Origin of the sequence: Nostoc sp. 106C, assembly GCF_002154725.1 — a bacterium.
GTDB lineage: Bacteria > Cyanobacteriota > Cyanobacteriia > Cyanobacteriales > Nostocaceae > Aulosira.
Genome location: NZ_MTAW01000098.1, coordinates 50,218 through 74,087 on the forward strand (window position 1 = coordinate 50,218; position 23,870 = coordinate 74,087).

22 protein-coding genes and 1 pseudogene are annotated in these 23,870 nt (G+C 39.9%); 9 read left to right on the forward strand and 14 right to left on the reverse strand.

What is annotated here, in order from left to right:
- The first annotated feature begins 20 nt into the window (after positions 1–20).
- The 4 genes from BV375_RS12715 (at position 21) to BV375_RS12730 (ending at position 1,625) form a co-directional block, all read left to right on the forward strand.
- The gene (locus BV375_RS12715) at positions 21–212 is read left to right on the forward strand and encodes a hypothetical protein (protein WP_086760958.1); all 192 of its coding nucleotides are present in this window, start codon (positions 21–23) and stop codon (positions 210–212) included.
- 551 nt (positions 213–763) lie between these two features.
- Positions 764–982, forward strand: a complete 219-nt coding sequence (locus BV375_RS12720) for a hypothetical protein (RefSeq protein ID WP_086760961.1) — start codon at positions 764–766, stop codon at positions 980–982.
- A gap of 26 nt (positions 983–1,008) precedes the next feature.
- Positions 1,009–1,200 (forward strand): hypothetical protein, encoded by a 192-nt coding sequence (locus BV375_RS12725; RefSeq protein WP_086760963.1) that lies wholly within the window; start codon positions 1,009–1,011, stop codon positions 1,198–1,200.
- A 167-nt stretch (positions 1,201–1,367) separates the two neighbouring features.
- Positions 1,368–1,625 (forward strand): hypothetical protein, encoded by a 258-nt coding sequence (locus BV375_RS12730; protein ID WP_086760965.1) that lies wholly within the window; start codon positions 1,368–1,370, stop codon positions 1,623–1,625.
- 94 nt (positions 1,626–1,719) lie between these two features.
- Here BV375_RS12730 and BV375_RS12735 read toward each other — a convergent pair whose 3' ends face one another.
- The 4 genes from BV375_RS12735 to BV375_RS12750 all read right to left on the reverse strand — a co-directional run bounded on the left by BV375_RS12735 (position 1,720) and on the right by BV375_RS12750 (position 7,618).
- Positions 1,720–2,481, reverse strand: a complete 762-nt coding sequence (locus tag BV375_RS12735) for a peptidylprolyl isomerase (RefSeq protein ID WP_086760967.1) — start codon at positions 2,479–2,481, stop codon at positions 1,720–1,722.
- Positions 2,482–2,607: 126 nt separating this feature from the next.
- The gene (locus BV375_RS12740; protein WP_086760969.1) at positions 2,608–4,131 is read right to left on the reverse strand and encodes an HlyD family efflux transporter periplasmic adaptor subunit; all 1,524 of its coding nucleotides are present in this window, start codon (positions 4,129–4,131) and stop codon (positions 2,608–2,610) included.
- A gap of 117 nt (positions 4,132–4,248) precedes the next feature.
- Positions 4,249–6,999, reverse strand: a complete 2,751-nt coding sequence (locus tag BV375_RS12745; protein WP_086760971.1) for a peptidase domain-containing ABC transporter — start codon at positions 6,997–6,999, stop codon at positions 4,249–4,251.
- A complete protein-coding gene (locus BV375_RS12750) occupies positions 6,893–7,618 on the reverse strand; it encodes a helix-turn-helix domain-containing protein (protein ID WP_086760973.1) in 726 nt (241 codons plus the stop codon). The genes BV375_RS12745 and BV375_RS12750 overlap by 107 nt, the downstream gene beginning before the upstream one ends.
- Positions 7,619–8,278: 660 nt before the next feature.
- On the opposite strand from BV375_RS12750, the gene BV375_RS36850 reads away from it, so the two are divergent.
- The 4 genes from BV375_RS36850 (at position 8,279) to BV375_RS12765 (ending at position 12,435) form a co-directional block, all read left to right on the forward strand.
- Complete coding sequence (locus tag BV375_RS36850) at positions 8,279–8,437, forward strand: hypothetical protein (protein WP_166507438.1); 159 nt, start codon at positions 8,279–8,281, stop codon at positions 8,435–8,437.
- Between the two features lie 271 nt (positions 8,438–8,708).
- A complete protein-coding gene (locus BV375_RS12755; protein WP_086760975.1) occupies positions 8,709–10,475 on the forward strand; it encodes a peroxidase family protein in 1,767 nt (588 codons plus the stop codon).
- A 90-nt stretch (positions 10,476–10,565) separates the two neighbouring features.
- Positions 10,566–11,432, forward strand: coding sequence for a GNAT family N-acetyltransferase (locus tag BV375_RS12760; RefSeq protein WP_086760978.1), 867 nt, complete (start codon positions 10,566–10,568; stop codon positions 11,430–11,432).
- 127 nt (positions 11,433–11,559) lie between these two features.
- Positions 11,560–12,435, forward strand: coding sequence for a GNAT family N-acetyltransferase (locus tag BV375_RS12765; protein ID WP_208099111.1), 876 nt, complete (start codon positions 11,560–11,562; stop codon positions 12,433–12,435).
- A gap of 58 nt (positions 12,436–12,493) precedes the next feature.
- On the opposite strand, the gene BV375_RS12770 is transcribed toward BV375_RS12765, so the two are convergent.
- From BV375_RS12770 to BV375_RS12795, 6 genes and pseudogenes are all read right to left on the reverse strand, one after another.
- Positions 12,494–12,751 (reverse strand): hypothetical protein, encoded by a 258-nt coding sequence (locus BV375_RS12770; protein ID WP_086760980.1) that lies wholly within the window; start codon positions 12,749–12,751, stop codon positions 12,494–12,496.
- Between the two features lie 295 nt (positions 12,752–13,046).
- Positions 13,047–13,397 (reverse strand): DUF1257 domain-containing protein, encoded by a 351-nt coding sequence (locus BV375_RS12775; protein ID WP_015136553.1) that lies wholly within the window; start codon positions 13,395–13,397, stop codon positions 13,047–13,049.
- Between the two features lie 143 nt (positions 13,398–13,540).
- A complete protein-coding gene (locus BV375_RS12780) occupies positions 13,541–15,052 on the reverse strand; it encodes an AAA family ATPase (RefSeq protein ID WP_086686794.1) in 1,512 nt (503 codons plus the stop codon).
- 90 nt (positions 15,053–15,142) lie between these two features.
- Positions 15,143–15,490, reverse strand: a complete 348-nt coding sequence (locus BV375_RS12785; protein ID WP_086760982.1) for a hypothetical protein — start codon at positions 15,488–15,490, stop codon at positions 15,143–15,145.
- Positions 15,491–15,794: 304 nt separating this feature from the next.
- Positions 15,795–18,743 carry a beta-phosphoglucomutase gene (gene pgmB, locus BV375_RS12790; RefSeq protein WP_086760984.1) on the reverse strand — a complete coding sequence of 983 codons (2,949 nt, stop codon included), beginning with the start codon at positions 18,741–18,743 and terminating at the stop codon, positions 15,795–15,797.
- Positions 18,744–19,538: 795 nt separating this feature from the next.
- Positions 19,539–19,844, reverse strand: a pseudogene (locus tag BV375_RS12795) (heavy metal translocating P-type ATPase); the annotation flags it as partial.
- A 346-nt stretch (positions 19,845–20,190) separates the two neighbouring features.
- On the opposite strand from BV375_RS12795, the gene BV375_RS12800 reads away from it, so the two are divergent.
- Entirely contained in the window at positions 20,191–20,901 is a 711-nt protein-coding gene (locus BV375_RS12800; protein WP_086760986.1) for a haloacid dehalogenase type II, read from the forward strand.
- A gap of 229 nt (positions 20,902–21,130) precedes the next feature.
- Here BV375_RS12800 and BV375_RS12805 read toward each other — a convergent pair whose 3' ends face one another.
- The 4 genes from BV375_RS12805 to BV375_RS12820 all read right to left on the reverse strand — a co-directional run bounded on the left by BV375_RS12805 (position 21,131) and on the right by BV375_RS12820 (position 23,837).
- Positions 21,131–21,385, reverse strand: a complete 255-nt coding sequence (locus BV375_RS12805; RefSeq protein ID WP_086760988.1) for a TIGR03643 family protein — start codon at positions 21,383–21,385, stop codon at positions 21,131–21,133.
- Positions 21,386–21,626: 241 nt separating this feature from the next.
- Positions 21,627–22,247: a hypothetical protein gene (locus BV375_RS12810; RefSeq protein WP_086760990.1), complete on the reverse strand. Its 621-nt coding sequence runs from the start codon at positions 22,245–22,247 to the stop codon at positions 21,627–21,629.
- A 122-nt stretch (positions 22,248–22,369) separates the two neighbouring features.
- The gene (locus BV375_RS12815) at positions 22,370–23,185 is read right to left on the reverse strand and encodes a pentapeptide repeat-containing protein (protein WP_086760992.1); all 816 of its coding nucleotides are present in this window, start codon (positions 23,183–23,185) and stop codon (positions 22,370–22,372) included.
- A gap of 10 nt (positions 23,186–23,195) precedes the next feature.
- Complete coding sequence (locus BV375_RS12820) at positions 23,196–23,837, reverse strand: hypothetical protein (protein WP_086686786.1); 642 nt, start codon at positions 23,835–23,837, stop codon at positions 23,196–23,198.
- Positions 23,838–23,870: the final 33 nt, after the last annotated feature.

Sequence of the window (23,870 nt, forward strand, 5' to 3'; positions counted from 1 at the left end):
AATAAACTGAGGAGTAAACAATGGCTACAATTCGCATTGAACAATTAAGCGCTGGTTTTGAACTGATTGCTGACGAAGAAACATTTTTGGATGAACTCACTGATAGCGATCTAGATCTGAACAAAGGTGGAATCACCCCAGTAATTACAAGCCTGATCGTGTTCTCCGCAGGCTATGGTGTAGGCAGAGCAATCAGTGAAATTTTCAAATAACCGTTGATATAACTAAAGGTTAAATTACCAATAGCAAGAGCAAAAGTTATGTTTTAACATGACTTTCTGCTCTTATTTTATTTATGTATTTTTTTAGCTAATAATACCAATTTAATATGAAGATGCATATAATTTAGCCTGCCTGCGCAGGCTTTGTTTATTTAGCACTGGGCTTCCAGCCTGAGAGTGTTAATGTGCAGCTTCACAGAGAATTTGTATAAGTCTATTCCACAAATTTTTAGTGTATTTAATTGAAAAGCTTAGGACAGAAAGCAGATTTATTCATTTAGTCTGTATATCTAAGCTTTGTTTGTTTAATCTCTGGCTATAAGTCCGATAGTATAAGCTACTTAATTTGATGTCGTCTTAGCTAGATACTTGGAAAATAATAGTAACTTTTATGTTCATTAAATGGAGCATTATCTCTAGATATATCAATTTGTTTATGGCAATTTATTAATAGAAGTTAATAAAAGACTAAAAATTCAATTGACGAATTTTAGCAAACTTCTACCTATCCAAAATCCTTCAAAATTATTAGGAGTTTGAAAATGGCTGCTATTACAGTTCATGACTTACGTCCTGCTGGTGCAGATTTATTTGCTGGTTCTGAAAATTTCATGAGTGATTTAGCTGATTCTGAACTAAACACAGTTAACGGTGGTTTAACACCTGTAGTAATTTGGGGTGTAGCAATCGCATCAGAATATGTAATCGGTGCTTTTGCTGTTGGTGTTGGTGCTGGTATTTATACAGCAGTTAAAAAATAATCTAGAAATAAAGTGAAGAGTAAACAATGGCTACAATTCGTATTGAACAGTTAAGCGCAGGTTTTGAACTGATTGCTGACGAAGAAACATTCTTAGATGAACTCACTGATAGCGATCTAGACTTGAATAAAGGTGGAATCACCCCAGTAATTACAAGCCTGATCGTGTTCTCCGCAGGCTATGGTGTAGGCAGAGCAATCACCGCAATTTTCAAATAACCATTGATTATTATATCAATGGTTATTTCTCAAGTTGTTAAATTGTGAAATCATTAAAAGTAGGAGTCACAAAGATATAAGTCTAGGATTAATTTTGACTCCTGCTTTCTCAGCAAAGATGAGGCTGTAAACAAAGATTTTGTCAACACTCAAAAGAGGTAAAATTTATGTTCAGCAATCGTTCTAACCCTCTGGATATTACAATTCCCATATTTGTCATTATGGGAATTTCACAAATAATTCTTGGTAATTATGTACTCGCTGGTATTTTCCTAATAATAGCTTTAGGACAATTTGTTGTACCTAGAGTTGGAGTTAACAATTTAAATCAATTGCATAGACCTGAAGTTCTCTTTGTCTGGGCGATGATTACAACATTTACCTGTTTAGTTATCTACCAAATTTATAAAGACGCGTTTTCCTAGATTACGCCTTAGTAGCATCAACCTAGGCAATTTTCTTTAACTTTAATATAAAAAATTATCCCACCTGTTGTATCAGTGGGATAAAGCTTATTATTCAGTTATTAGCTTTAACTAAATCTAGTGGAACTGATAATAAATAATTTATAGATTCAGTCTTTTTCTTTAACCATTCAGAGAATAATTCGGTGAATATTTTAGTACGTATATTATCATCCAACTGTGGCTGAATTATTTCTTCTACAAGAATGAGATGTATACCAGAAGATGTTACAATTGGCTTAATTAGCTGTGGTGGTTGAGCAGCAAATACTGTAGCGGAAATTTCCGATTTCATATCTTTGCGTTGTACTCTACCTTTGTATCCTAATTTTCGCCTTAGTTCTGTGTCTTTAATATATTTGTGAGCAACATCATAAAAACTAACTTCACCCTCTTGAATGGCATAAAAGAGTTCTATTGCTAAATCTTCATCATCTAAGATAACTTCATACATCACAACACTAAAGTAATCTAGTTGATGTTCAAAAAAGTATGGTTCGATTTTATCTGCAAACAGATAAAGAGCTAATTTGTTAGAGATAATAGTTTGGTAAATAATCTCTTCAAAATCATCTAGTGAAAGACTATGCTTTTCAAGCCATGCCCAGGTATCATCAGCACTATTGAGTTTATTAGCTAACCTTATTTGGTCTGCTGTTTTTTGCAGTTCTTCAACCTCTACATTGATTCCAGCTTCTTCAGCAGCAGATATAATTACCTTACGGTTAAGAATTTGTTCAACTATCTCAGGAATTTTGCAAGTTAGCTTGATTTGATGAACAATATCTTCATTATTAATAGTAATAGGATGTGACATATTCCTCCTAAATTAAGTTAAGTTTATTGCTTGATTATTTTGACTAGCAAATATTTAAATTTTCATATTTGCAGATAAAAAAACTTAAAAAAGAATATTTACAAATGCATAATTAAAGTAAAATTTTTACAATTTTACTCCACCTTGTTGCAACTTTTTAAACGGATCTATAAGAAAATCGATAATACGGCGCTGGCGTACAATCACTTCAGCTGTAGCAGTATCTCCTGGATGTAAGGCAATACATTTATTAGCTGAAGGAATACAATCTTGTTTTAAAGCAATTTCTAAGTTATAAGCTGCCACTTTTCCATTAGGTGTATCTATCTCTGTTGTAGTAGGAGAAATCTTAATTAACTCCCCTGAGACGATACCATAGTCCTGAAATGGATAAGCATCAAACTTTAACTTTACTGGTAATCCTTTTTGTAAAAAACCACTTTCGGTAGTTGCCATTTGTGCCCGAACTATTAGAGGCGAATTTCTCGGTGCAATTTCCGCTACCATTGTGCCAGATTGCACTACAGAGCCGGCTTTTTGAATTGGTAACTGAAATAGCGTACCATTGACAGTAGCTCTTATCTCTCGTTGTCCTAATTGAAATTTTAATGCTTCAATCTGACTATTAGTTTGAGCAATTTCTGCTTTTAAAGAAGTAATTTCTGTATCTAATGTTTTCTGTTGATCGGCAATTTTTAGTAAGGCTAGCTGACCAGAACGAGTTAAGGACTGATAACCTCTTTCTTGTTCTTTAAGTCGTAAATATGCTTGTTCAATATCTGCACTAGCTTGGCGAAGATTTCGCTCGTAACTACTTTGTTGTTCTTCTAGACGTAACTTGGACTGTTCAATATCTGATTTGCTTTGTTCATATAATTTTTGTTTATCTTTGCCTATATCTTGCTTTTCTACTAGATTAATTTCTGGAACAATTCCTTCTTGTTTTAGCTTTCTATAACGTTCTACTTCTCGTTGTGTACTTGCTAAACTACTCTCCATCAATTTATTAACAGTTCGGCTGTTTTCAAGAGTTTGCCGTGCCTGATTTAATTGGGATAATTTTTCTTCTTTCTGTAATTCATAGGAATTTCTTAAAGTATTAATATTCTGTCGTGCTTGGTCAACTTGAGCCTGTTTTTCTAACTGTTGAGATTGATTTTGTTGTTGTTGAGTTGTCAAAGATACAAGTAACTGATTTTGAGATGAATTTAACTGTGACAACCGATTTAATTGTCCTTCTAACTTATCCTGAGCTTGACGCAACTCAGCCTTTACTAATTCCGATTCCAGCAGTAATAAAATCTGTCCAGATTTAACTGATTCGCCTTCTTTAACGCGAATTTCAGCAACAGTTCCTGCTACAGGAGCATCGAGTTTAATTGTTTTATCTTTAGGTTCAATTCTTCCTCTAGATGTACCAGTTTCATCTACTTTAGATAATATTGCCCAAGGTAAAATTATAGATACAATAATCATCAAAAAATACAGCAATCCTCTTGTCCAAACCTGTGGCAGACTTTCAAGCGATTCTTTAGTTATTTCAGACCAATCATCTTTCGTTGTTACTGGTAATGGGGGTGGTAAATTTTCTGGAGAAGATGCATTTTGTATTAATTGCGTTTTAACCCGTCCATTTAATAAATCTGTCATGATTATTCTCTGATAACGATTTTGAACTGTGGATTTGATATTTACTTTAAAAATAAGTAATAATTATCGTAACTTCCTATTTACTATTACCTATTCTTTATTTCCTCAGTCCATTGTTCACGCTACTCCTAGCAACTGCTGTTGATTGAGGTAAAAATAATGCCCTCGCTTCAACATCAATTCATCATGGGTTCCGCTTTCAATTAACACACCTCTGTCTAAGACTAAAATCATATCTGCATTCTGTACTGTAGAAAGTCGATGGGCTATTACTAAAGTAGTTCTCCCCTTAAGAATTGTGTTCAGATTTTGCTGAATAATTCTTTCAGACTCGGTATCTAAATGGGAGGTCGCCTCATCTAAAATTAGCAATCGCGGATTACCTAATAATGCTCTAGCAATAGCTATCCGCTGCCTTTGTCCGCCAGATAATAACCCTCCACCTTCACCTATTTGGGTTTCATATCCCATCGGTAATTTCTTAATAAAATCATCAGCACCCGCTAATTGTGCAGCCTCGATAACTTCTGTTAAAGGTGCCCCAGGATACCCTAAGCTAATATTTTCTCTAATAGTTCCGCCAAACAAAAAAGTATCTTGATCGACTACTCCAACCTCTTGGCGTAAGGAGCGCAAGGAAATACTAGTAATATCCTGTCCATCAATCAGTACTTTGCCATCAGTTGGAGGATATAGGCCTAAAACTAACTTAGAAATAGTCGTTTTTCCAGAGCCGCTACGTCCTACCAGTGCCACCATTTGGCCTGCTTTCACTTCAAAACTGAGGTTTTCTATAATATTGATATCACTGTCTGGATGATAGCGAAATGTGACATTCTCAAAGCGAATATTTCCTAGAATGGATGGTAAATTTTGTCGTGCTTGGTATTGTAAATCTTCCTCTGGTTCTGTATCTAGTACATCATTAATACGTTCCACAGCAATTACTACTTCTTGTAATTGATTCCACAAAACTATTAAGCGTTGAAAAGGAGTAATAATGTTATTTAATAGCATATTAAATGCTACTAGTTGCCCAATAGTTAATTGGTTGTGAATTACCAAGTATGCGCCAAACCAAAGCAAGGCAGTAGTTATAACTGCTTGTATTCCGTTACTAAAAATTTGCAGCCGATTGCTAATTACTTGTCCAGAAAAGTTAGTTTTAATCTCCTTATTTAATAACTCTTCCCAATGCCAACGTACTGTATGTTCAACCGCTGTAGCTTTTACAGTTCGCACACCAGTCAGAGCTTCTATTAGATAACTACTCTCATTGGCGATCGCATTAAATATTTCTCGGGAAATTTTTTGTAAAAAGGGCGTGGCGATCAATGCCAATAAGGCAAAAGGTGGTACGATTACTAGTGCTAGCAACGCCATTTTCCAGCTATACCAGAACATTAATCCTACATAGATAAAGACGGTAAGCAAATCTAGTAGGATAGATAATGCCTCGCCAGATAAAAAGCGTTGAATTTTGCGATTTTCCTGGACACGAGAAATAATATCTCCAACATAACGAGACTCAAAAAAACTCAAGGGTAATCGTAGGGTATGGCGAATAAACCCAACAATGAGTGCTAAGTCTATACGATTTGCTGTGTGGTCTAGCAGATATTGCCGCAACCCCATCATTGCTACGCGGAAGAGGTTAAACATTAGTAACCCTATCCCCACCGCTGTTAAAGTGAGTTCCGATCGCTGTACGACTACGCGGTCTAAAATTAACTGGGTAAATAGGGGGGTAATCAGTCCAAATATCTGAATAAATACCGAAGCAATAAATACTTCTAGCATCACCAAGCTATGAGGCTTAAGCAACTCAAAAAATTGCCAAAAGGGAGTAGAACTTTCTTTGGCATCCTTGAGCATGGCTGTCGGTTGTAGCAGCAGTGTATAACCAGTCCAGTCAGCTTGAAATTCTGCGTGACTCAAGGTGCGTTGACCAATAGCTGGGTCTGCAACAATGACGTGTTTAGGGGTAATTTCGTACACCACAATGTAATGCTTGCCTTCCCAGTGGGCAATAGCAGGCAATTTTTGCTTTGCTAATTGGTTAAGACTGGCCTTTACAGGTCGTGTAGCAAAGCCAAGACTTTCTGCCGCCGTCAATAATCCCCGTAAAGATGCTCCATTGCGGTCTACATTGGCGATATCCCGCAAACGATTGACACTAAAGTGTTTGCCCCAATAGCGAGACACCATGACCAAACAAGCTGCACCACAGTCTGATGCACTTTGCTGGGCAAAAAATGGATAGCGCCGAGTTACCTTTTGCCATAAATGCCCAACTCGCTGGCTAGGGTTAGGAAAATAAGCTTTACTAATTTTGTTCTGCTGCGCTTGGGGGACAGACGTTGACAAAGTATCTATTTTATTGCTTGGATTAGATGCGTAGGCGTAGCCCGTCGTAGACATCGCTGCTTCTGGAGAATTATCCGAGCCTATCTGTAGCAAATTACGGGATAGTGCTTTTTGCCATAAATGCTCTTTAACTTGGGGATGATCAGCCATTAATGGCTGCAACACTTCACCTGGAACAAAGCATAAGTGTAAATTGATCGAAGCCCTAGCAGCATAAGGCATTAACTCAGCCTTCGGGAACAATGTAAATTCACCAAATGAAGTTCCGTACTCCAAAGTGGTAATTAACTTATCTGCATTGTCAAGCAACCTTACCTTACCAGCAATCACAATGTAGATACCTGGTTCAACATCAGTTCCTTGCCAAAACTTACCAACCTTAGGATTAAGGACTTTAACTTGTTGCAGACAGCGTTGAAATTCTGCCTCGGAAAGTGAATACCCCAAAATATTGCTGAACTGTTCCAGAGACACTAACGGATCTGATAGATTTTGCACCATGAATCCCTGAGTCTGTTCCTAATTTTGTAAAGTTAATAGGCAAAAATTCAGTATAATCTGGCGTATTGGCTGATTTGAGGTCAGCAATTAAAATTTTGGCACCCTTCGCTTTTTCTGCTGTCTTGTCTTCAGTAGTGACAGGTTTTGGTCGAATCGATAACCCCATTTGCTTCAACAGTCGATTAATGTGGTGACCACTGACTTTGATTCCCAACTCTTTCGCTAACTGTTGACTCAACCAGTTACCTGTCCAACGTTGAAAACCATAGCCGTAATCACGGGGACTGTTACTTACAAGTTCTTTTAAACGCTCTAAATATTCCTCATTTATTGCTTTAGGACGACCAATTGCACAATCTTGCCATTGATGCGCCATACCAGTACGCGCTATGTGCATCCAATGTCTAGCTGTTGCTGGACAGCACCCCAATATCTGACAAATTGTGGCTTGAGATTTCCCTTCATCTGTCAGTAACATAATTTCAATACGCTGACGATAAGACTCAGGTAGATTTTCTTGTAAGCTCTTTTGCAGCATTTTGCGCTGAAAAGATGTTAAACACTTACCATCAAAGCTACCTGAATATTTAGTGTCAGTTTTCGTTTGGTAGTGCGACATATTTAATTAGCTATCTTCTAAGTTTTTAGGTGCGTTAGCCAAGTGTTGCTTTTATAAATTATAAAAACAAAATTAACACCACATCAATTATTAGTAAAGATAAATTATTCATGACAAAAAAGATGAAAAATTATTAACGAAAATAGTTGATTCCATTTTAATTTGAGAGCCATCTACAACTTTCAAGCAGTAACTTGAAAGTATGTCGAAGTCACTTTGTCATAGCCAATCTAGAAGCTATTGAGGCACGAATTATGCCAATATATAAATAATTAAAACCGTAATAAAGTAAAGATAAGGTTAAAAGATAGTATTTTTGTGTTTAAGCTTTACTAGTTTAGTATTATTTATCGGTGTGATGAACCAATTCTTGGTTGAATAGTTCCTTCACTGGCTGACTCAGCCGATGAACTCAAAACTCATCTTAATGGGTGAAAAACACCTATCCGCTCGCTGAATCCTTGTGAAGTTGTTCAAGAAGTTTATGGTTAGCTTTTAGGGCATTGGGCAGTACGCTCTCTCATGTTCCACGCTTGAGTACAAGCCGGGATCTCGCCTGTGCGTTTAGGTTCTACTGGTACTCTCAAGGTTATTCGTTGCAATACGTGAGTTTCAAAATGCTTCAACCGAATAACTCCCTTTTTTTGATCATGGTTGATCATGGAGATTTTGGACGAAAAAATTCCGCCTCGGCAGCACAGAAGTAATACTCGCTTAGTGAAAAAAACTCGTTTCAAATTTCCGTCTAAGAAACCTATTCATCATGGCACTGGTACTCATCGTCAGCAACTTAATTTTTCCACAATCAATACTGCTTAATTCTTAACCGAAAAGTATTGAGATCTCATCTATAAAAAATGCAATAAATTAGAGCAGAGATACTCTAAAATTTGATGTTGCATAAATTTTAATTGCGAGCGCTTCTAAATCTCAGGTAACTTTAATTTCTTCTAGACTTTATCTAATCTTTTTTGAAGCCAGTATCTAAAAAAATAGTTATATCTTGAGGAAATTACGCAATTAAGGTGTAAGTAAGAATAGCTAAAAAAGCTAGATTAATTTCTAAAAACGCACTAAAGGAAGTTGTAAAATGTTTGGAATTCCCTGGCATCGCTTACCTACACCATTAGCATTATTAAAACTAGTTGGGTTTCGCAAAGAACTCAGACAAAAAAATCTCCACGATACGTCTCAACTCCCGGATAGAGACAAGCTTCCCCACCCCCAACCTAGCCCTGATGGTCGTCATCTGGTAGCTCGTACCGCAGATGGTAGTTTTAACGACCCTCTGCATCCAGAAATGGGTATGGTTGGCACTCGCTTAGGTCGAAATGTACCTCTGACAAAGGTCAAAGTAGATCACAAAAATCTACTGAACCCCAATCCTCGTGTCATTAGCCAGAGATTGATGACGCGAGATGAATTTATTCCGGCGACATCTTTAAATATCTTAGCTGCTGCTTGGATTCAGTTTCAAAACCATGACTGGTTTGCTCACGGTGACAATCGACCAGATAAAAAAATTGTCATTCCTTTAGCAGAAGATGATACCTGGCCTCAAGAACATCGACCTTTGGCTATTAAAGAAAGCTTAGTAGATGAGAGCCGTCCTCAAGCAGAGAAATCAGAGCCGCCAACATTTATTAATAAAGTGACTCATTGGTGGGATGGCTCGCAAATCTATGGTAGTCATCTGGAGCAAGTCGATCAACTGCGCTCTCATATCGATGGCAAGCTAACTATTGGCGATGATGGACTGCTACCTGTTGACCCTGCAATTGGTATCGATCGCACAGGCTTTAATGACAACTGGTGGATAGGGTTGAGTTTATTGCATACCCTGTTTGTCAGAGAACATAACACTATCTGCGATCGCCTAAAGCAGCAATACCCAGAATGGCAAGATGATGACCTCTTCGATCATGCCCGACTGATTAACGCTGCACTGATGGCAAAAATTCATACCGTCGAATGGACTCCTGGTATCCTTGCCCATCCTGCATTACAACTTGCTATGAGTGCTAACTGGTGGGGGCTACTGGGTCAACACGTAAAAAGGATTTGGGGACGTGTCAGCGAAGATGAGACACTGAGTGGGATTATTGGTTCACCAACCGATCACCATACAGCTCCTTACTACATGACAGAGGAATTCGTCACCGTGTATCGCTTACATCCCCTGATTCCCGATGAATTTGAATTTTATTCCCACAAAAATGGTCAATTGCGGCGAAGAGGCGATTTCTTTGAAGTAGGTGGTAAACGCGCTAGGGGAGTAGTAGAAGAAATCGGATTGGCAGATCTATTTTATTCTTTAGGAATTGCCCACCCAGGCGCAATTACCTTACACAATTACCCCAAAGCCTTACAAAAACTAATACGGGACAATGGCGAAACTTTCGATCTAGCAGCTGTGGATATTCTGCGCGATCGCGAACGGGGAGTTCCGCGCTACAACGATTTTCGCGAAATTATTGGTCGAGGTCGAGTCAAATCCTTTGAAGAGATTACAAGTAATCAAGTTTGGGCACAAGAACTGCGCGAAGTTTACAACAATGATATCAACAGCGTAGATTTAGTTGTTGGTATGTTTGCAGAAGACTTACCAGAAGGCTTTGGCTTTAGCGATACCGCCTTTCGCGTGTTTATCTTGATGGCTTCTCGACGCTTAAAAAGCGATCGCTTCTTTACCAAGGACTATCGGGCTGAAATCTATACTCTGTTCGGTCTAGACTGGATTGACAATAATGGGATGTTAACTGTCCTGCAACGTCATTTTCCTACCTTGGCTCCTGCCTTATTCGGCGTCAATAATGCTTTCGCCCCTTGGCGTCGTGTGGGTGTAGCTGGTTATTAGTTATTGAGAATGGGGCATTGGTCAATAGTCCTTTGTCCTTTGTCATTGATTATTTCCCTTCCCTTACTTTCGTGCTCCCCTATCTTTAATATGCCTACTTTGAAAACCTTACAACCTGGAGATGAAATGTTGCTAGAGAGTTTTCTTTTGCAACATATTGATACTTCAATGTTTCTGCGTTCCAATTGGCGAGAGGCGGGATTAGGTGACCAAGGAGCACGCTTTCAAGGAACATACGTAGCGGCGATCGCAAATGCAGATATAGTCGCAGTCGCCGCTCATTATTGGAATGGGATGGTTGTTGTGCAAGCACCAGTGTATCTCAAGGAAGTAGTGCAAGCAGTTGTAGCAGAGTCTAATCGCGCTATTTCTGGAATTGCTGGCCCAGCTGCACAAGTCGAAGCCGCAAAGAAAGTCTTGGGATTAGCTAATCGACCAACTCATCTAGATGAGCGTGAAATATTATTTTCCTTGAAGTTGCGAGATTTGCAGATACCCCCAGCTTTAGCATCGGGAAAACTAAAGTGCCGATTGCCACATCAAGAAGAATTTGATTTACTCAGTGAATGGTGGTATGCCTTTAATATCGAAGCGCTGAAAAAATCAGAAAGTACTGATTTACAGGCATCCTGCCGCCGTGAAATAGAAGCGCGTCAAGCTAAAGCTATGCATTGGGTATTGGTAGCTGGAGATACACCAGTTGCTTATAGTGGCTTCAACGCTCGCCTACCTGATATTGTACAGATTGGTGGAGTATGGACACCGCCAGCCTTGCGGGGTAATGGCTATGCTAAAAGCGTGGTGGCTGGCTCATTATTAGACGCGCGATCGCAAGGAGTAGAACGCGCTATCTTATTTACAAATCGAGACAACTTGGCAGCACAAGCAGCTTATCGCGGTATTGGTTTTCGAGCTACTGGTGAGGAATTTGGTTTGGTGTTGTTTGAAACTAGTTAAATCAATTGCAAATCCCTATAAATATTTTCAAGGGCAAAAGTTCTTGCGCTTCCTGTGCTGAATTTGCTGGAATTGAATTTGTAACACTTGTAGTATCAAAAAGTGAATTGATCATAACATTTGGATTATGAGTTGTGATCGCTTCAAAAAATCATTTGCTGTTGACCCTTCCTTAAGCGCTAAGCTTTTTGACTTGTTGGAAATCACATTTCCTGGAATCAGCAGTGCAGCAGAATGTGGCAGAAAACTAGGTGCATCTTGGGAAGCTGCTTCGACTCCTTTTATTCGCTTTGATGATGATCAAGCAACTACCCATGTGGGAGTAGTAGAAATTCCCATGCAAATTATGGGACAAAGAGTGACTGTTGGTGGAATCCATGCAGTAGCTACCCGCCAGGGATTTCGCAGAAGAGGTTATTATCGTGAAGTTATGAATGAAGTACTGGAATATTGCGATCAAATTTATGAAACCCTGGTACTGACAACATCGCAACCAGAATTTTACCTACCTTTTGGTTTTCGCGTAGTTGAAGAACACATCTTCAAAGTCAAGTGTAGTTCTACAGGTAGCATTGATGGCTGGAGAACACTAGATTTTGCAGATGTCGAGGATTTGACTTTACTGCACAGACTTTTAGAAACACGCGTCCCTGTCTCTAATATAGTTGGAGTAGTCGAGGAAAAAGCCGTATTCTTGGTTAATGAAGGAAGTCGTCCTTTGTATTATGCAAAAGATTTAGATGCGATCGCCTGTATGGAGATAGAAGATACTCGACTTCATCTATTTGATTTAGTTACAACACAAATATATCCTTTGCAGAAAATCCTTGATAGGATACCTCAACCCATTGAAGAGGTGTTGATTTACTTTAGTCCAGAACTTCTCAATGTTAAGAATGTGCAAGCCTTTCCCTACGTAATTGATGAAGCTGTGTTGATGGTGCGTGGTAAATTTGCCGCAGAGGAGCAAAAATTTATGCTACCTCGTTCTGCGCGTTGTTGATAAAATTGATTATGCGCTTCCTTTCTTGGATAACAAATGAACCTAAGCGCTTAGTTAATCAACGATGACGAGATTTCCAGATTCCTACAGCGACAACAATTCCTAAGATTGTACCAATCGCCAAACCTATCGGAGCTAACAATGGAAAAGTTAAATCGGCTTGAGTTCCCTTGGGATAATCGCCAAATACAATCACACTTATAAACCCAATGCTTGCGCCAACAATAGAGCCAAGCAGTACCCACAATATGACATCTTGTGATCTAACCTTGGCTGCGATCGCTAGCCCAAGCGAGGTGATAATGAATCCAGACATAGCTCTAATTGTGGCCTCATAACCCACAACGGAAAGAACCCAGGAATACTTGACATCGCCTCAAGTGAGCAATTACAAAATCTCTATTCTTCAAATGCTAATTTACTAGATCTCTACAGTAGAGTTTCAAGTACAAATAACACAAAAATCCCCTGACTAACTCCAGTACAGGGGATTTTAACGTTGAAAGTTGACGGTTGACAAAGGCCTAATAATTAACCTAGTGCCAAAAAAGCGGGCTAACCGCTATTTACATGGTTAACCCGTGCAGCTTTGGGAACGCGCAGAGAAATTACTATTGCAATACCAACTTAACATTGGCATTTTGCAGACCGCGCTGTTTTACTTCAGCCAAGGTCTTGTTAACTGCATATTTTTGGTTGATGGAGTTGATCAACTCAGTTTGATTGTGCTTTTTAGCAACGCCCCACAGGTCAGCGATGAGGTCAAAAGAACCATCACTGTTGCGAGACCAACCGAGGTCATATTCGCCTTCTAACACGGCAACGATGTCAGAACGTACACGCTGACCGTTATAACCACGGACATCAGCTTCAGTCTTTACGCTGATACCTAGGTCGCGCAAGGATGCTTTGAGGATTTCTGCATCGGTGATCTTGGTGCGCAGGGTGCTAAAGTGAGACATTTGGGTTTCCTCCAAAGAGAAGATTGAGAAAAACGACAACGGTTTGTTTTTGGGGAAGCCGCGCTTAAATTAAAAGCGGCTTTTTTCTATAACTGCTAGCATTGACTGCTAGCCTTTCCCCCTGGGTTAGCAGGAGAAAGCTTTTAAAACTCCATTCGCTGATACTCAGCAACGGAGGATGCTGCGGGTCGTGCACGCTGTCTGGCCCAGTCTCTTAAAGCTGTGACCTGTTCTTGCATAGTTCGAGACAGCGGCAGGGTTGCCTTCAGTGCAGCAATAATATCTAATTGGGTGAACTCACGCTCTTGGGCAAAAGCTTCGTACATTGCCGCAACAATCGCTTGTTCAATTTCTGCCCCAGAAAAACCATCCGACATCTTAGCTAATTGTCCTAGATCGAACCGCGAGATGTCTTCACGACGCTTCGTCAGGTGGATGTTATAAATATCCTGACGTTCTTCGGGTGTGGGCAGATCCACAAAGAAAATTTCATCAAAGCGACCTTTCCTCAGGAACTCCCCGGGCAAGCGTTCCACTCTGTTAGCGGTTGCCATCACGAACACGGGAGATTTCTTTTCTTGCATCCAGGTCAGGAAAGAACCGAATATCCGACTGGAAGTACCGCCATCTGAATCACCAGAGCCAGCACTACCAGCGAAAGATTTATCCAACTCGTCAATAAACAGAATCGTTGGAGAAATTGATTCTGCTGTTTTCAGGGCATTACGCAGATTGGCTTCACTTCGACCCACCATTGAGCCGTCGTAAACTCTACCCATATCCAAGCGTAAAATTGGTAACCCCCAGAGTCGGGAAGTAGTTTTAGCAATTAGCGACTTACCACAACCTGGAACTCCTAGAATTAGCATTCCTTTTGGTTGAGGTAGACCATACTCTCTAGCTTTCTCAGTAAAAGCATTAGAGCGTTGCTTGAGCCATTTTTTCAGTTCTTCTAAGCCACCTACAGCATCAATGGTTTCATCTTCTTCAATGTACTCTAATATACCATTGCGCCGAATTAGCTGCTTTTTCTCAGATAAAACTATATCTACTTCATCTTCCGTCAACCGCCCTGTAGTTACCTGTGCCTTCCGATAGACTTTTTCAGCCTCATCTTTAGTTAAACCCAGAGCTGCTCTTAGAAGCTTTTCTCTCGCCTCTGTTGTCAGCCGTCGCCCACGATTTTGATCTAAATGGTGAGTTAAAACTTTATTTAACTCAGCCATGTCTGGTAATTGAAAGTCGAGAACTACAACTTCCTTTTCCAATTCAATAGGCACTTGCTGAACCGGCGACATTAAAATAATATTTTTAGGTGAACCTTTAAAACTAGCGATCGCATCACGTAGCGATCTTGCTGTCGCAGGCGCATCTATAAATGGATGTAAATCTTTAAGTATAAATATACCGGGTTCTTTATGTCGGATAATCCACTCAATTGCTGCCTCTGGAGAAACAGTATTGTGTTGGGTGACATTCCGGGGTTGACCATACTCCACGATGCCGTGAGTTACTGTCCAAACAAATACTCGGCGTTGGGGCTTTAATAACTGGGCGATTGTGGAGATTGCCTGCTCAGCCCGCTCTTCCTCGGAGGTCACAAGGTAGATTAGAGGGTATTGAGCTTGAATTAAAATATTGAGCTCTTCTTTCATATCGACCTACTTGAGACCTTAGTACAGTACAGACATCGTTTTGTTGGTAACGACAACCGAATTATGAATTTAATTATTCATAATTCATATCTAGCAAGGGACTAACTCTTCCTCACCCATTGGATGGGTTTTTTCTTTATCTATTTCATCAATGGAAATATCTTCTTGACCAATTACCCCTGGTTGATTATTTAAGGTAATTAGTTCTCCATCACGTAACACCAACGAACTTTCACAGTTGGGACAAGAATATACTCTATGGCTTCTTCCATAAGAAGAAGCTTCAAATTCCTCAACTAATTCTGAATTAGATAAGTAAAAAAATAGGGCACGTTCCGCAAGATCTGACATTGGCTCAGAATCAACCGCTGAACGAATCTTCAGCCTTCTGTGCAGTTCTGGTGACAAATACAAAGTAACCTTTTGCTTAGTTTGCATATAACTCTTTGACGGCCTTACCCGGGTATGTATATTACGTTATCGGTTCCCTTCTGGCTTGTCAAGCCAGCAAAACGTTTTGACGCTAATATTGTTACATTTGTTCACACATTGGGTATTGATCGTTATTAATCTCCTTTCCTGGCCTGCTGTTAATGTAAATCCAGATAACTGTTCTTGACGCGACAAGGTGGATTGAAACGAAATCCCACCCTTACACAGAGTGGGATGAACTGAAAAATAAATTATGGGATTGATGGATTGCTCTTGTTGAGAGATTCTGCCTGCATTACAACAGAGATCGTCAAACCCCTGCTTCTACTAATACAGCTTGCTTTTCGCTGTTGGCTATATACCGTTGTAAGTCTTGCCAACTTACTCTTTCTAGACTGGATAATACTACATTAGCTCTACCCAATCGCTCTACTGGTCCTAGCCCAACAGACCACATCCCAGCGGCTCTAGCTGCTTCTACTCCAGCTTTGGCATCTTCCACAACAACACACTGAGATGGTGAAACACCAAGTTGTTGGGCAGCAAACAAAAAGAGGTCAGGAGCAGGTTTTGGTTGTAAGACACTGTAGCCATCGGCTATGGCATCGAACTGATTTCCAATACCCAAGCGTTGAATTACTGTCTGAGCATTTTTACTGGAAGAACCCAAAGCGACTTTAATTCCAGCAGTGCGTAGTTCTTGCAACAAGTTTTTGACTCCAGGAAGCAAATTGTCTGTGGTAATTTTCTGAATTAATTCCAAAAAGTAACCGTTCTTGCGCTCCATCATTTCCTGAATTTGCTCTTCAGTGGCGGAGCGATCGCCTAAAATTTGTAGCAGGGTTTCTCGCCGCGGCAATCCTCTGATGGCGTCGTTGGCTTCTCGGTCAAAAGGAATGCCTTCTTCATCGGCTACTCGCTTCCAACCCAAATAGTGCAACTCAGAACTATCAGTCAACACACCATCTAAGTCAAAGATGACAGCCTTAATTTGTGGGTGTGAAGTTTGCAGATTCACATCTGCTTGTTTGTCAGCAATTTCTATCTCTGTTTCTTGCCCCAAGTCGAAGTCATACCATTCGTTGTGCCATTGCAGCCGGAATTTCAAGCGTTTCCAACTTGGAGGCAAATTAGGACAAGCAACCGGGCCAAATTGAGTCATTCTAATGCCGCCAAAACCGAATACTACAGCTTGCCATACGCCTCCAGCACTTGCTGCATGAATTCCTTCGGCTGCATTCCGCCTGACGTCTTCTAAATCTACCAAAGCTGACCGGAGAAAATGTGTGTAGGCGTGAGTTGGTTGATTGAGGTCGCAAGCTAAGATAGCATGAATTGCTGGACCGAGAGATGAACCATAGGTATGGTCGGTGCGCTTGGTATAATAATCCCAGTTGATAGCTAAGGTTTTATAGTCATAGCGCTCTCTTAGCAAATAGAGGAGCATCAAAACATCTGGCTGTTTGAGAATCTGCTTTTCATTTGTCGCTTCAATTCCCAATAAACCTTGTAAGGATTGGCTGCGTGGCTCGTAGTCAGCAAGATTGACTTCTTCAAGTTGGTAAAAGCCTTCAAACTGCTCAATTAAGCCAGTCAATTTATCTTCATTAACATATAGACGCTCTTGAATATCCGCCCATTGATGTAAGCGTTCTGTAGTCAAGTTGAGTTGTTGCGCCAATTGTACAGATTTTTCCGGATAAACTTGCTTCAGCCAGTCCCAAAGTGCTAAAGCTGATTGCAAATGCCACTGCACCATTAAATTGGTGAAGGCGTTATTATTAACGCGATCGTGGTTTTCATCAGGGCCAATCACATCCAAGATGTCGTAACCGTTACGCTCTTGATTCCTACTAACCCGACTTTCCCAGAAAACTGCTGTATCTAAAATAATTTCCGCGCCATAATCCCGCATCCAATCGTCATTATCTGTAGTCTGCCAATAGTGCCAAACTGCATAGGCGACATCTGTATTGATATGTACTTCAATATCACCGCACCAAATTCTGACTAATTCACCGTTACCGCTAGCATGAGGTACCCAGCGAGGAGTAACTTCATCACCAGTATCGGCACTTTCCCAAGCAAACATGGCTCCTTGATATCCCGCTTCTTGGGCTTTACGTCGCGCTCCTGGTAAGGTGTGGTAGCGATAGGTGAGCAAGTTACGCGCTAGGTCAGGTTGAGTTAAGGTCAGGAACGGAAGAATAAAAATTTCTGTATCCCAAAATATATGTCCGCGATAAGCAAAACCAGATAGGGTTTTGGGCGGAATGCTCACACGGTCATCGTGACGCGGTGCTACAGCTAATAATTGAAATAAATTGTAACGGACACTTAACTGCGCCTGGCGATCGCCTTCAATAATAATGTCACTGTCTTGCCATACTTTTTCCCAGGCTGCAATGTGAGCTGCTAGCAGCGTTGAGTAACGGGGTTCATCTGCTAATCTCTGTAGCGCTGCTGCGATCGGAATTTCTGTTTCCCGTGATGTAAACACGGTAACAATCTTTTCTACAGTCACGCTTTTTCCTGGTATTACCTGGAAGGTGGTTGTTAAGCTGGGAGAAGTTTCAGCATTTTCTAGGCTGACAGGTGGAGGATTTTCACCTTCTACAACCAACTTAGTTGCCATCCCTAACTTAATTTCTGAGTGGCGAGTTTGGTTATACAGCCAGATTATCTGCTCTACACCACCTTGATTGAGGATTTTCCAATGTGGTACGCCTTGTGTATGGGGTTCTGGGTCTAAATCAACTGTAAAAGAGATTTCACCTTCAAAATCTAAGGATGTAACCTGAGCACGAATTGCTAAAACATGCTGATCTGCCAGACTCGCAAACCGTTCAAAGTGAAAGTCTAGAGTATGTCCTTTGGGAGAACGCCAGCGGACATCACGGCTAACTATACCTAAACGCAAGTCTAGCCGTCGTTCGTAGTTGAGAATCTCACCACTGTCCATACTAAAGCGATCGCCTGCCACTTTGACTACCAATGGCAGCCAGCTTGGGCAGTTAACAAGTTCAGTATGGGCAATTACAACCTTGTCATACACACCGTGGATGAGTGTTGCTGTAGAATCCTGAGGATAGCCTTCCTCAAAAGTACCCCGCGTTCCTAAGTAACCGTTGCTAAGGGTAAAGACTGTCTCTTTATGATGCAGCTGTGCTGGGTCAAATTCTGTTTCAATAACGTTCCAGTCTGTAGCTTCAATCAGCGCCTGATTGTTTTGAAAATCGTGAACGGATAAGTTGGCCATGAGTAAACATACCTGTATTTAGGAGCTAGCTTGAGGTAGGATAAAATCCAATTTTTAGAAATTCGGTGAGCAATGCGCTCTTTTTCTATGTTGTCTCGACTTTGATGCAGTCTCAACAGTGGGCATAGACGTTACTGCTAATATAAACGTTCCTAATTTCATCACTCTATAGATAGATTTTATTAATAACTCATATTCTCTGGCATTAATATTAGAAATTTTACGAATATATATATATGGTTGAATTGCGTAACATAACAAAACTTATGTGTAAATTTAGCTCTAAATATCCTCATTGCCATGTTGATGAATAATTACTCTAGAAGTAGCTTGGCTAGAATAAATTGAAATAATTATTAAATTTTTGAGATAACTGCGACATGGTGAGGTTGTAAATTTTTTGTGACCTCAGCCATATATGTGGAAACACTTGCTATTACAGCTATTCCGGATTGCCATTGGCTAATCAAAAAAACGAGATATTTGTTTTTTTTATAAAAAATGAAGTTAATACAATATATTTAAAAGCCTATTTTTAAGTGTTACTATTAGCAATTCCTGAACAAGCCATCTAAGGTGTGTATTATAGGTTCATCTTTAACTGTTGGGTAAGCCGCATTGTGACAGTTCGATAAATTGACTGATGCCAGAAACTGACCATTGGTAGAAGTAGTCTTAACTTATGCTATTCGTGCTTTTGCTAGTGTGTAATTTTACTTTTTCCTAGATAATTTTTACTAGTCTAATATGATGCCAGTAAGTTGAAGAAAAAGTAGTGTATATATCGATATTGGCTTAATTAAGCAGTCTTAAACCACTAAAAGTCACTAAGACCGTAGAACCTTCATGCCCAATGACACCGATAGCTAAATTAATATTGCTGAGAAAGTCGCTTATGAGCAGCAAGAGAATAAAATTCCAGGCTACAGTTAGATTCTGTTTGACTATACATTGCGATCGCTTATTCAAATACATCGTCACAACAATTTTCTCTAATCTATCTGCCATCACCCCGACATCTGCTGTTTCTAAAGCGACATTACTGCCAGATACATCCATTGCAATGCTCACAGCCTGAGTTAAAGCAGGTGCGTCGTTAATGCTAAGTAGAACGGTGTGGAAAAACAAAACTATGTTAAGAAAAATCAAATAGGCTTAAACCCTCTTCCCTCCTGCCTCCTGCCTTCTGCCTCCTGCCTCATCCCAACGATAAATATTCACGCCGACCTACTTATCTGGCACCATTGCTACTATTTGACGCTTTTTCTGCAAATTATCGATAATTTCGAGCTTATATTCAGGTAAAAGTTCAAGCTATTGGGGTACGTCGGGACATCAAAGAAAACCATACGGGCAATCATGGTAAAAAATACTAAAGTACTTCTAGGCAAGAAGCTTCTGGTACGTATGTCCCCGACAACTGAAAACTGAGCGCGGAGTAGAGAAATTGATTAACCTCAATCGCTACAAAGTTTTAACATTCGATTGTTACGGCACCCTAATTGATTGGGAAAGCGGGATTTTAGCAGCCCTAAAGCCACTTCTGTCTACCTACGGTCATAACTTAAATGATGAACATATTCTGCAACTTTATGCAGAATTTGAGGCAGAAATTCAGAAAGGAGAATACATAACATATAAAGAAGTTCTCAGAAAAGTAGCCCAAAGGTTTAGTGAATATTTTGGCTTTACCCTTGCTTCTCAAGAATTATATTCTCTTGCTGATTCTATTAAGTATTGGTCACCTTTTTCAGATACAGTTGCGGCGTTGAAATCTCTCAAAAAAAAGTTTAAGCTGGCAATTATTTCTAATGTAGATGACAATCTCTTTGCTTTTTCTGCACAACATTTAGAAGTTGAATTTGACTGGATTATTACAGCAGAGCAAGTAAAAAGTTATAAACCTTCTCTCAACAATTTTAGAGTTGCAATTGAGAGAATTGACCTACCTCTAGAGCAGATATTGCACGTTGCTGGTAGTATTTATCATGATATTGTTCCAGCCCAATCTTTAGGAATATCCACAGTTTGGGTCAACCGAAGAGCAGGTAAAGAAGGAATTGGTGCAAACCTACCAGTAGTTGCTCAACCTGATTTAGAAGTGTCAAATTTGCATACTCTAGCTGTTTTGACTACAAGACCTGGAGATAGGGACTAGGCATTAATGAGGATACCAATCTTAAGCTTGTTGGAAGATAGTCTGTAATTCTTCATGGGACATTTTATCCAAATTTTTCCAGATAAAGCTCATTCGTCCTTAATCTTGTAGTTGCTGGCGCTGTCGGTCAAGAAAATTCTAGTAGCTTAAGTACTGATACTTACTAAGCGGTTATGAATTCCTAGTGTAAAGTAACCTTGAATTAATTACACTCGTCACTCATTTATATTTATGCTTTTTGATTTTGCGACTTAAACCTACCTGCAATAAACTCTCGCTTATTTATATGCTTAGTTTTGCGTTTGGTAACTCGCTCTCGCCACATACGGAAACTGGATTCTTTCATTTCACGCCTCATTAACGCAATTACCTGTTTTTCCAGCAGCCCAAACTGAGCTTCAATGGCATCAAACGGTGTTCTATCTTCCCATGCCATTTCAATGATGCGATCGATGGTTGCAGAATCGAGGTTTGGTAGCTTCATTTCTTTGCTTTGGCGAAATTCTAACTATATATATTCTACTTTCCGTTCTTAATTATTTGCCCATACCATCGGCTTGCGTGTTGACATTTAATTAGTCATAAGTGTGTACAGCTTCTTAAAAATGCTGCTGCTTTCCTACCTAAATGTACTCAGACGAAGCAGTTGCAGATTTAGTTACTTAAGAAGATATAATGTGCCGCTACAATTCTGTATACAATATATTTTAAAATAGACTGATGCTTCATTTTGAGGGATAATTACCTTGGAACGAATGTAGTACTTCTTCATAACAGACCAACCAAAAATAAAGTGCCATATTCAGACCGCTCAACAACTTAGGTACTCCCTCTAGTAGGTTAGGAGTTCCATCACCACTTAGGTGCAGTGAGTCCACTGTCACAGCAATAAATAATAAGCCTACACTAGCTAAAAGTATGATGTAAGAAGTTGATTTTATTTGTCGTCTAAAAGCTAATCCGTAGGATAAGGCAATACTAGAATAAATTAAGATAGTTACTAGTTTAGGAATATGAAATTGAAGAGCAATAATGTGAATACGATAAATTTCGTTAATTAAATAACCTGCTGTTAAAAGCGCAGAAAAAAGAATAAATTTATTGTTTTTACCCGAAGGTTTAATTTTCCGGAGCAAGCCAAAACTAAAAGTACAAACTAACGGAGGTATACAACATAATAGTTGAAAAGTGTGCGTTAATAACCCTGCGCTAGGATACTGTGGAGCCGGAGGTGGTAAAAATAATCCTCCTGTTGATACCTCAAATAGTTTAGTAGAAAAGATGAGAATAATAATTAGTAATAAACCTAAGCAATTGAACCAAAGAATAGTTTTGTAAGTTGACATATAGTAGCCCGATTAAAGTTATAGTAATTTTATTAAAGGCTGTCCTTGATTATTTTTTCTATCAAGAGAATCTGAATTTCTCAGAGATTGACTCAAATTATTTTTTTAGAGTAAATAACTGTTCAACCTTTAAAATCACACTTTGAAGAATCAGGCATAATAGCATCTTGAAGAATTGCACCTTTGAGATTAGCTCCCTTAAGATTAGTTCCTCTAAGGTTAGCACCTCTAAGATTTGCCCCTGCTAGGTTTGCACCTTGAAGGTTAGACCATGCCAAGTTTGCACCTCGCAAATCAGCTTCACTAAGGTTAGCTCGAAACATATATGCACTACTTAGATGAGCCTTGCTGAGATTAGCTTTATAAAGGTCAGCTTTGTAAAGGTAAGCTCCAATAACTTCCGCTTCGTGCAAGTTGGCTTCGCTGAGATCGGTTGCAATCAAGTTAGCTTCAATCAGGTTGGCAAAACAAAGGTTTGCTCGAATTAGCTTTGCTGTACCTAAATCGGCATCTCTTAAGTCAGCACCACGCAAGTCAGCCCCAATTAGATTAGCATTTGCGATCGTCGCACCTCTAAGATTCGCCCCACTCAAGTCACAGCCAATCAGGTTAGCATGAGTGAGATCTGCCTGTGTTAAAATAGCACCGCTCAAGTTAGCAACACTAAAGTTAGCTGTACTTAAGTTAGCTTCTATCAGCTTGGCACTATGAAGGTTAGCGCTACTCAGGTCAGCACCACTGAGATTTGCTCGCACGAGTAAAGCATGACTTAAATCTACCCTAGTGAAATTTACCCCTTGGAAGTTCGCACCTCTGAGGTTATCTCCAGAGAGGTTTGCGCTACTAATATCTGGTTCAATCTGGGGATTTTGATTTCTCCACTCAATCCATTGGACTGCACCAGCTTTGAGTAAAGCCAGATGCTCTCGATTGGCCATTGTCTCTCCTTTACTCCTGACGACCACTCTGGGGATTTGTACGACCTGTAACACTTTCAATTGCTGTTAATGCTCCGGCTGCACCTGCAAGAATATCTCGTTCTTGTCCACCTAAATACAGCCGTCCGAAGCTACCTACAGCTTGCACCTCAAGAATATTTATTGAGGCTGCTTTTTCCGCTTCATTTGCAGCTAGTGCAGCGTAAGCAGCAGGCTCAACTTCTAAGACATAAAGAGTTTGCCCTGCTAATAATAGCTGTCCCCGTCGCGTGCGATTGATAAGCTGTGTTTGGTAAGCATCAATGTTGCGGATAATCTGGCTAGAAACAACACGCGGTTTGATACATTCCTCTCTTCTAACGCCTAACGCCGCCAAAATAGCTTGACCAGCCGATCGCGTTTCTCCTTGGGAGCTAGAATGAACTTCTAATAAACCATAAAGTCTCTCAACTACTTGTACTCCCGGACGCACAGAGGCCGCTTTCAGAGCGATATCTGTAATTTTATTGATTTCAATCCCAGGTGAAATTTCAATCCACAAAGATGTATCCCCTGGTAATGGTAAGAAACCTTGAGCTACTGTTCCCATATATGCTGCATGTTGAGGTTGCAGGTTGTCGAGAAATACGAAACTGCGTAGTTCTATTCCCAAGGTATCGTTCTCCAATCATGGGGGTAAACGTTA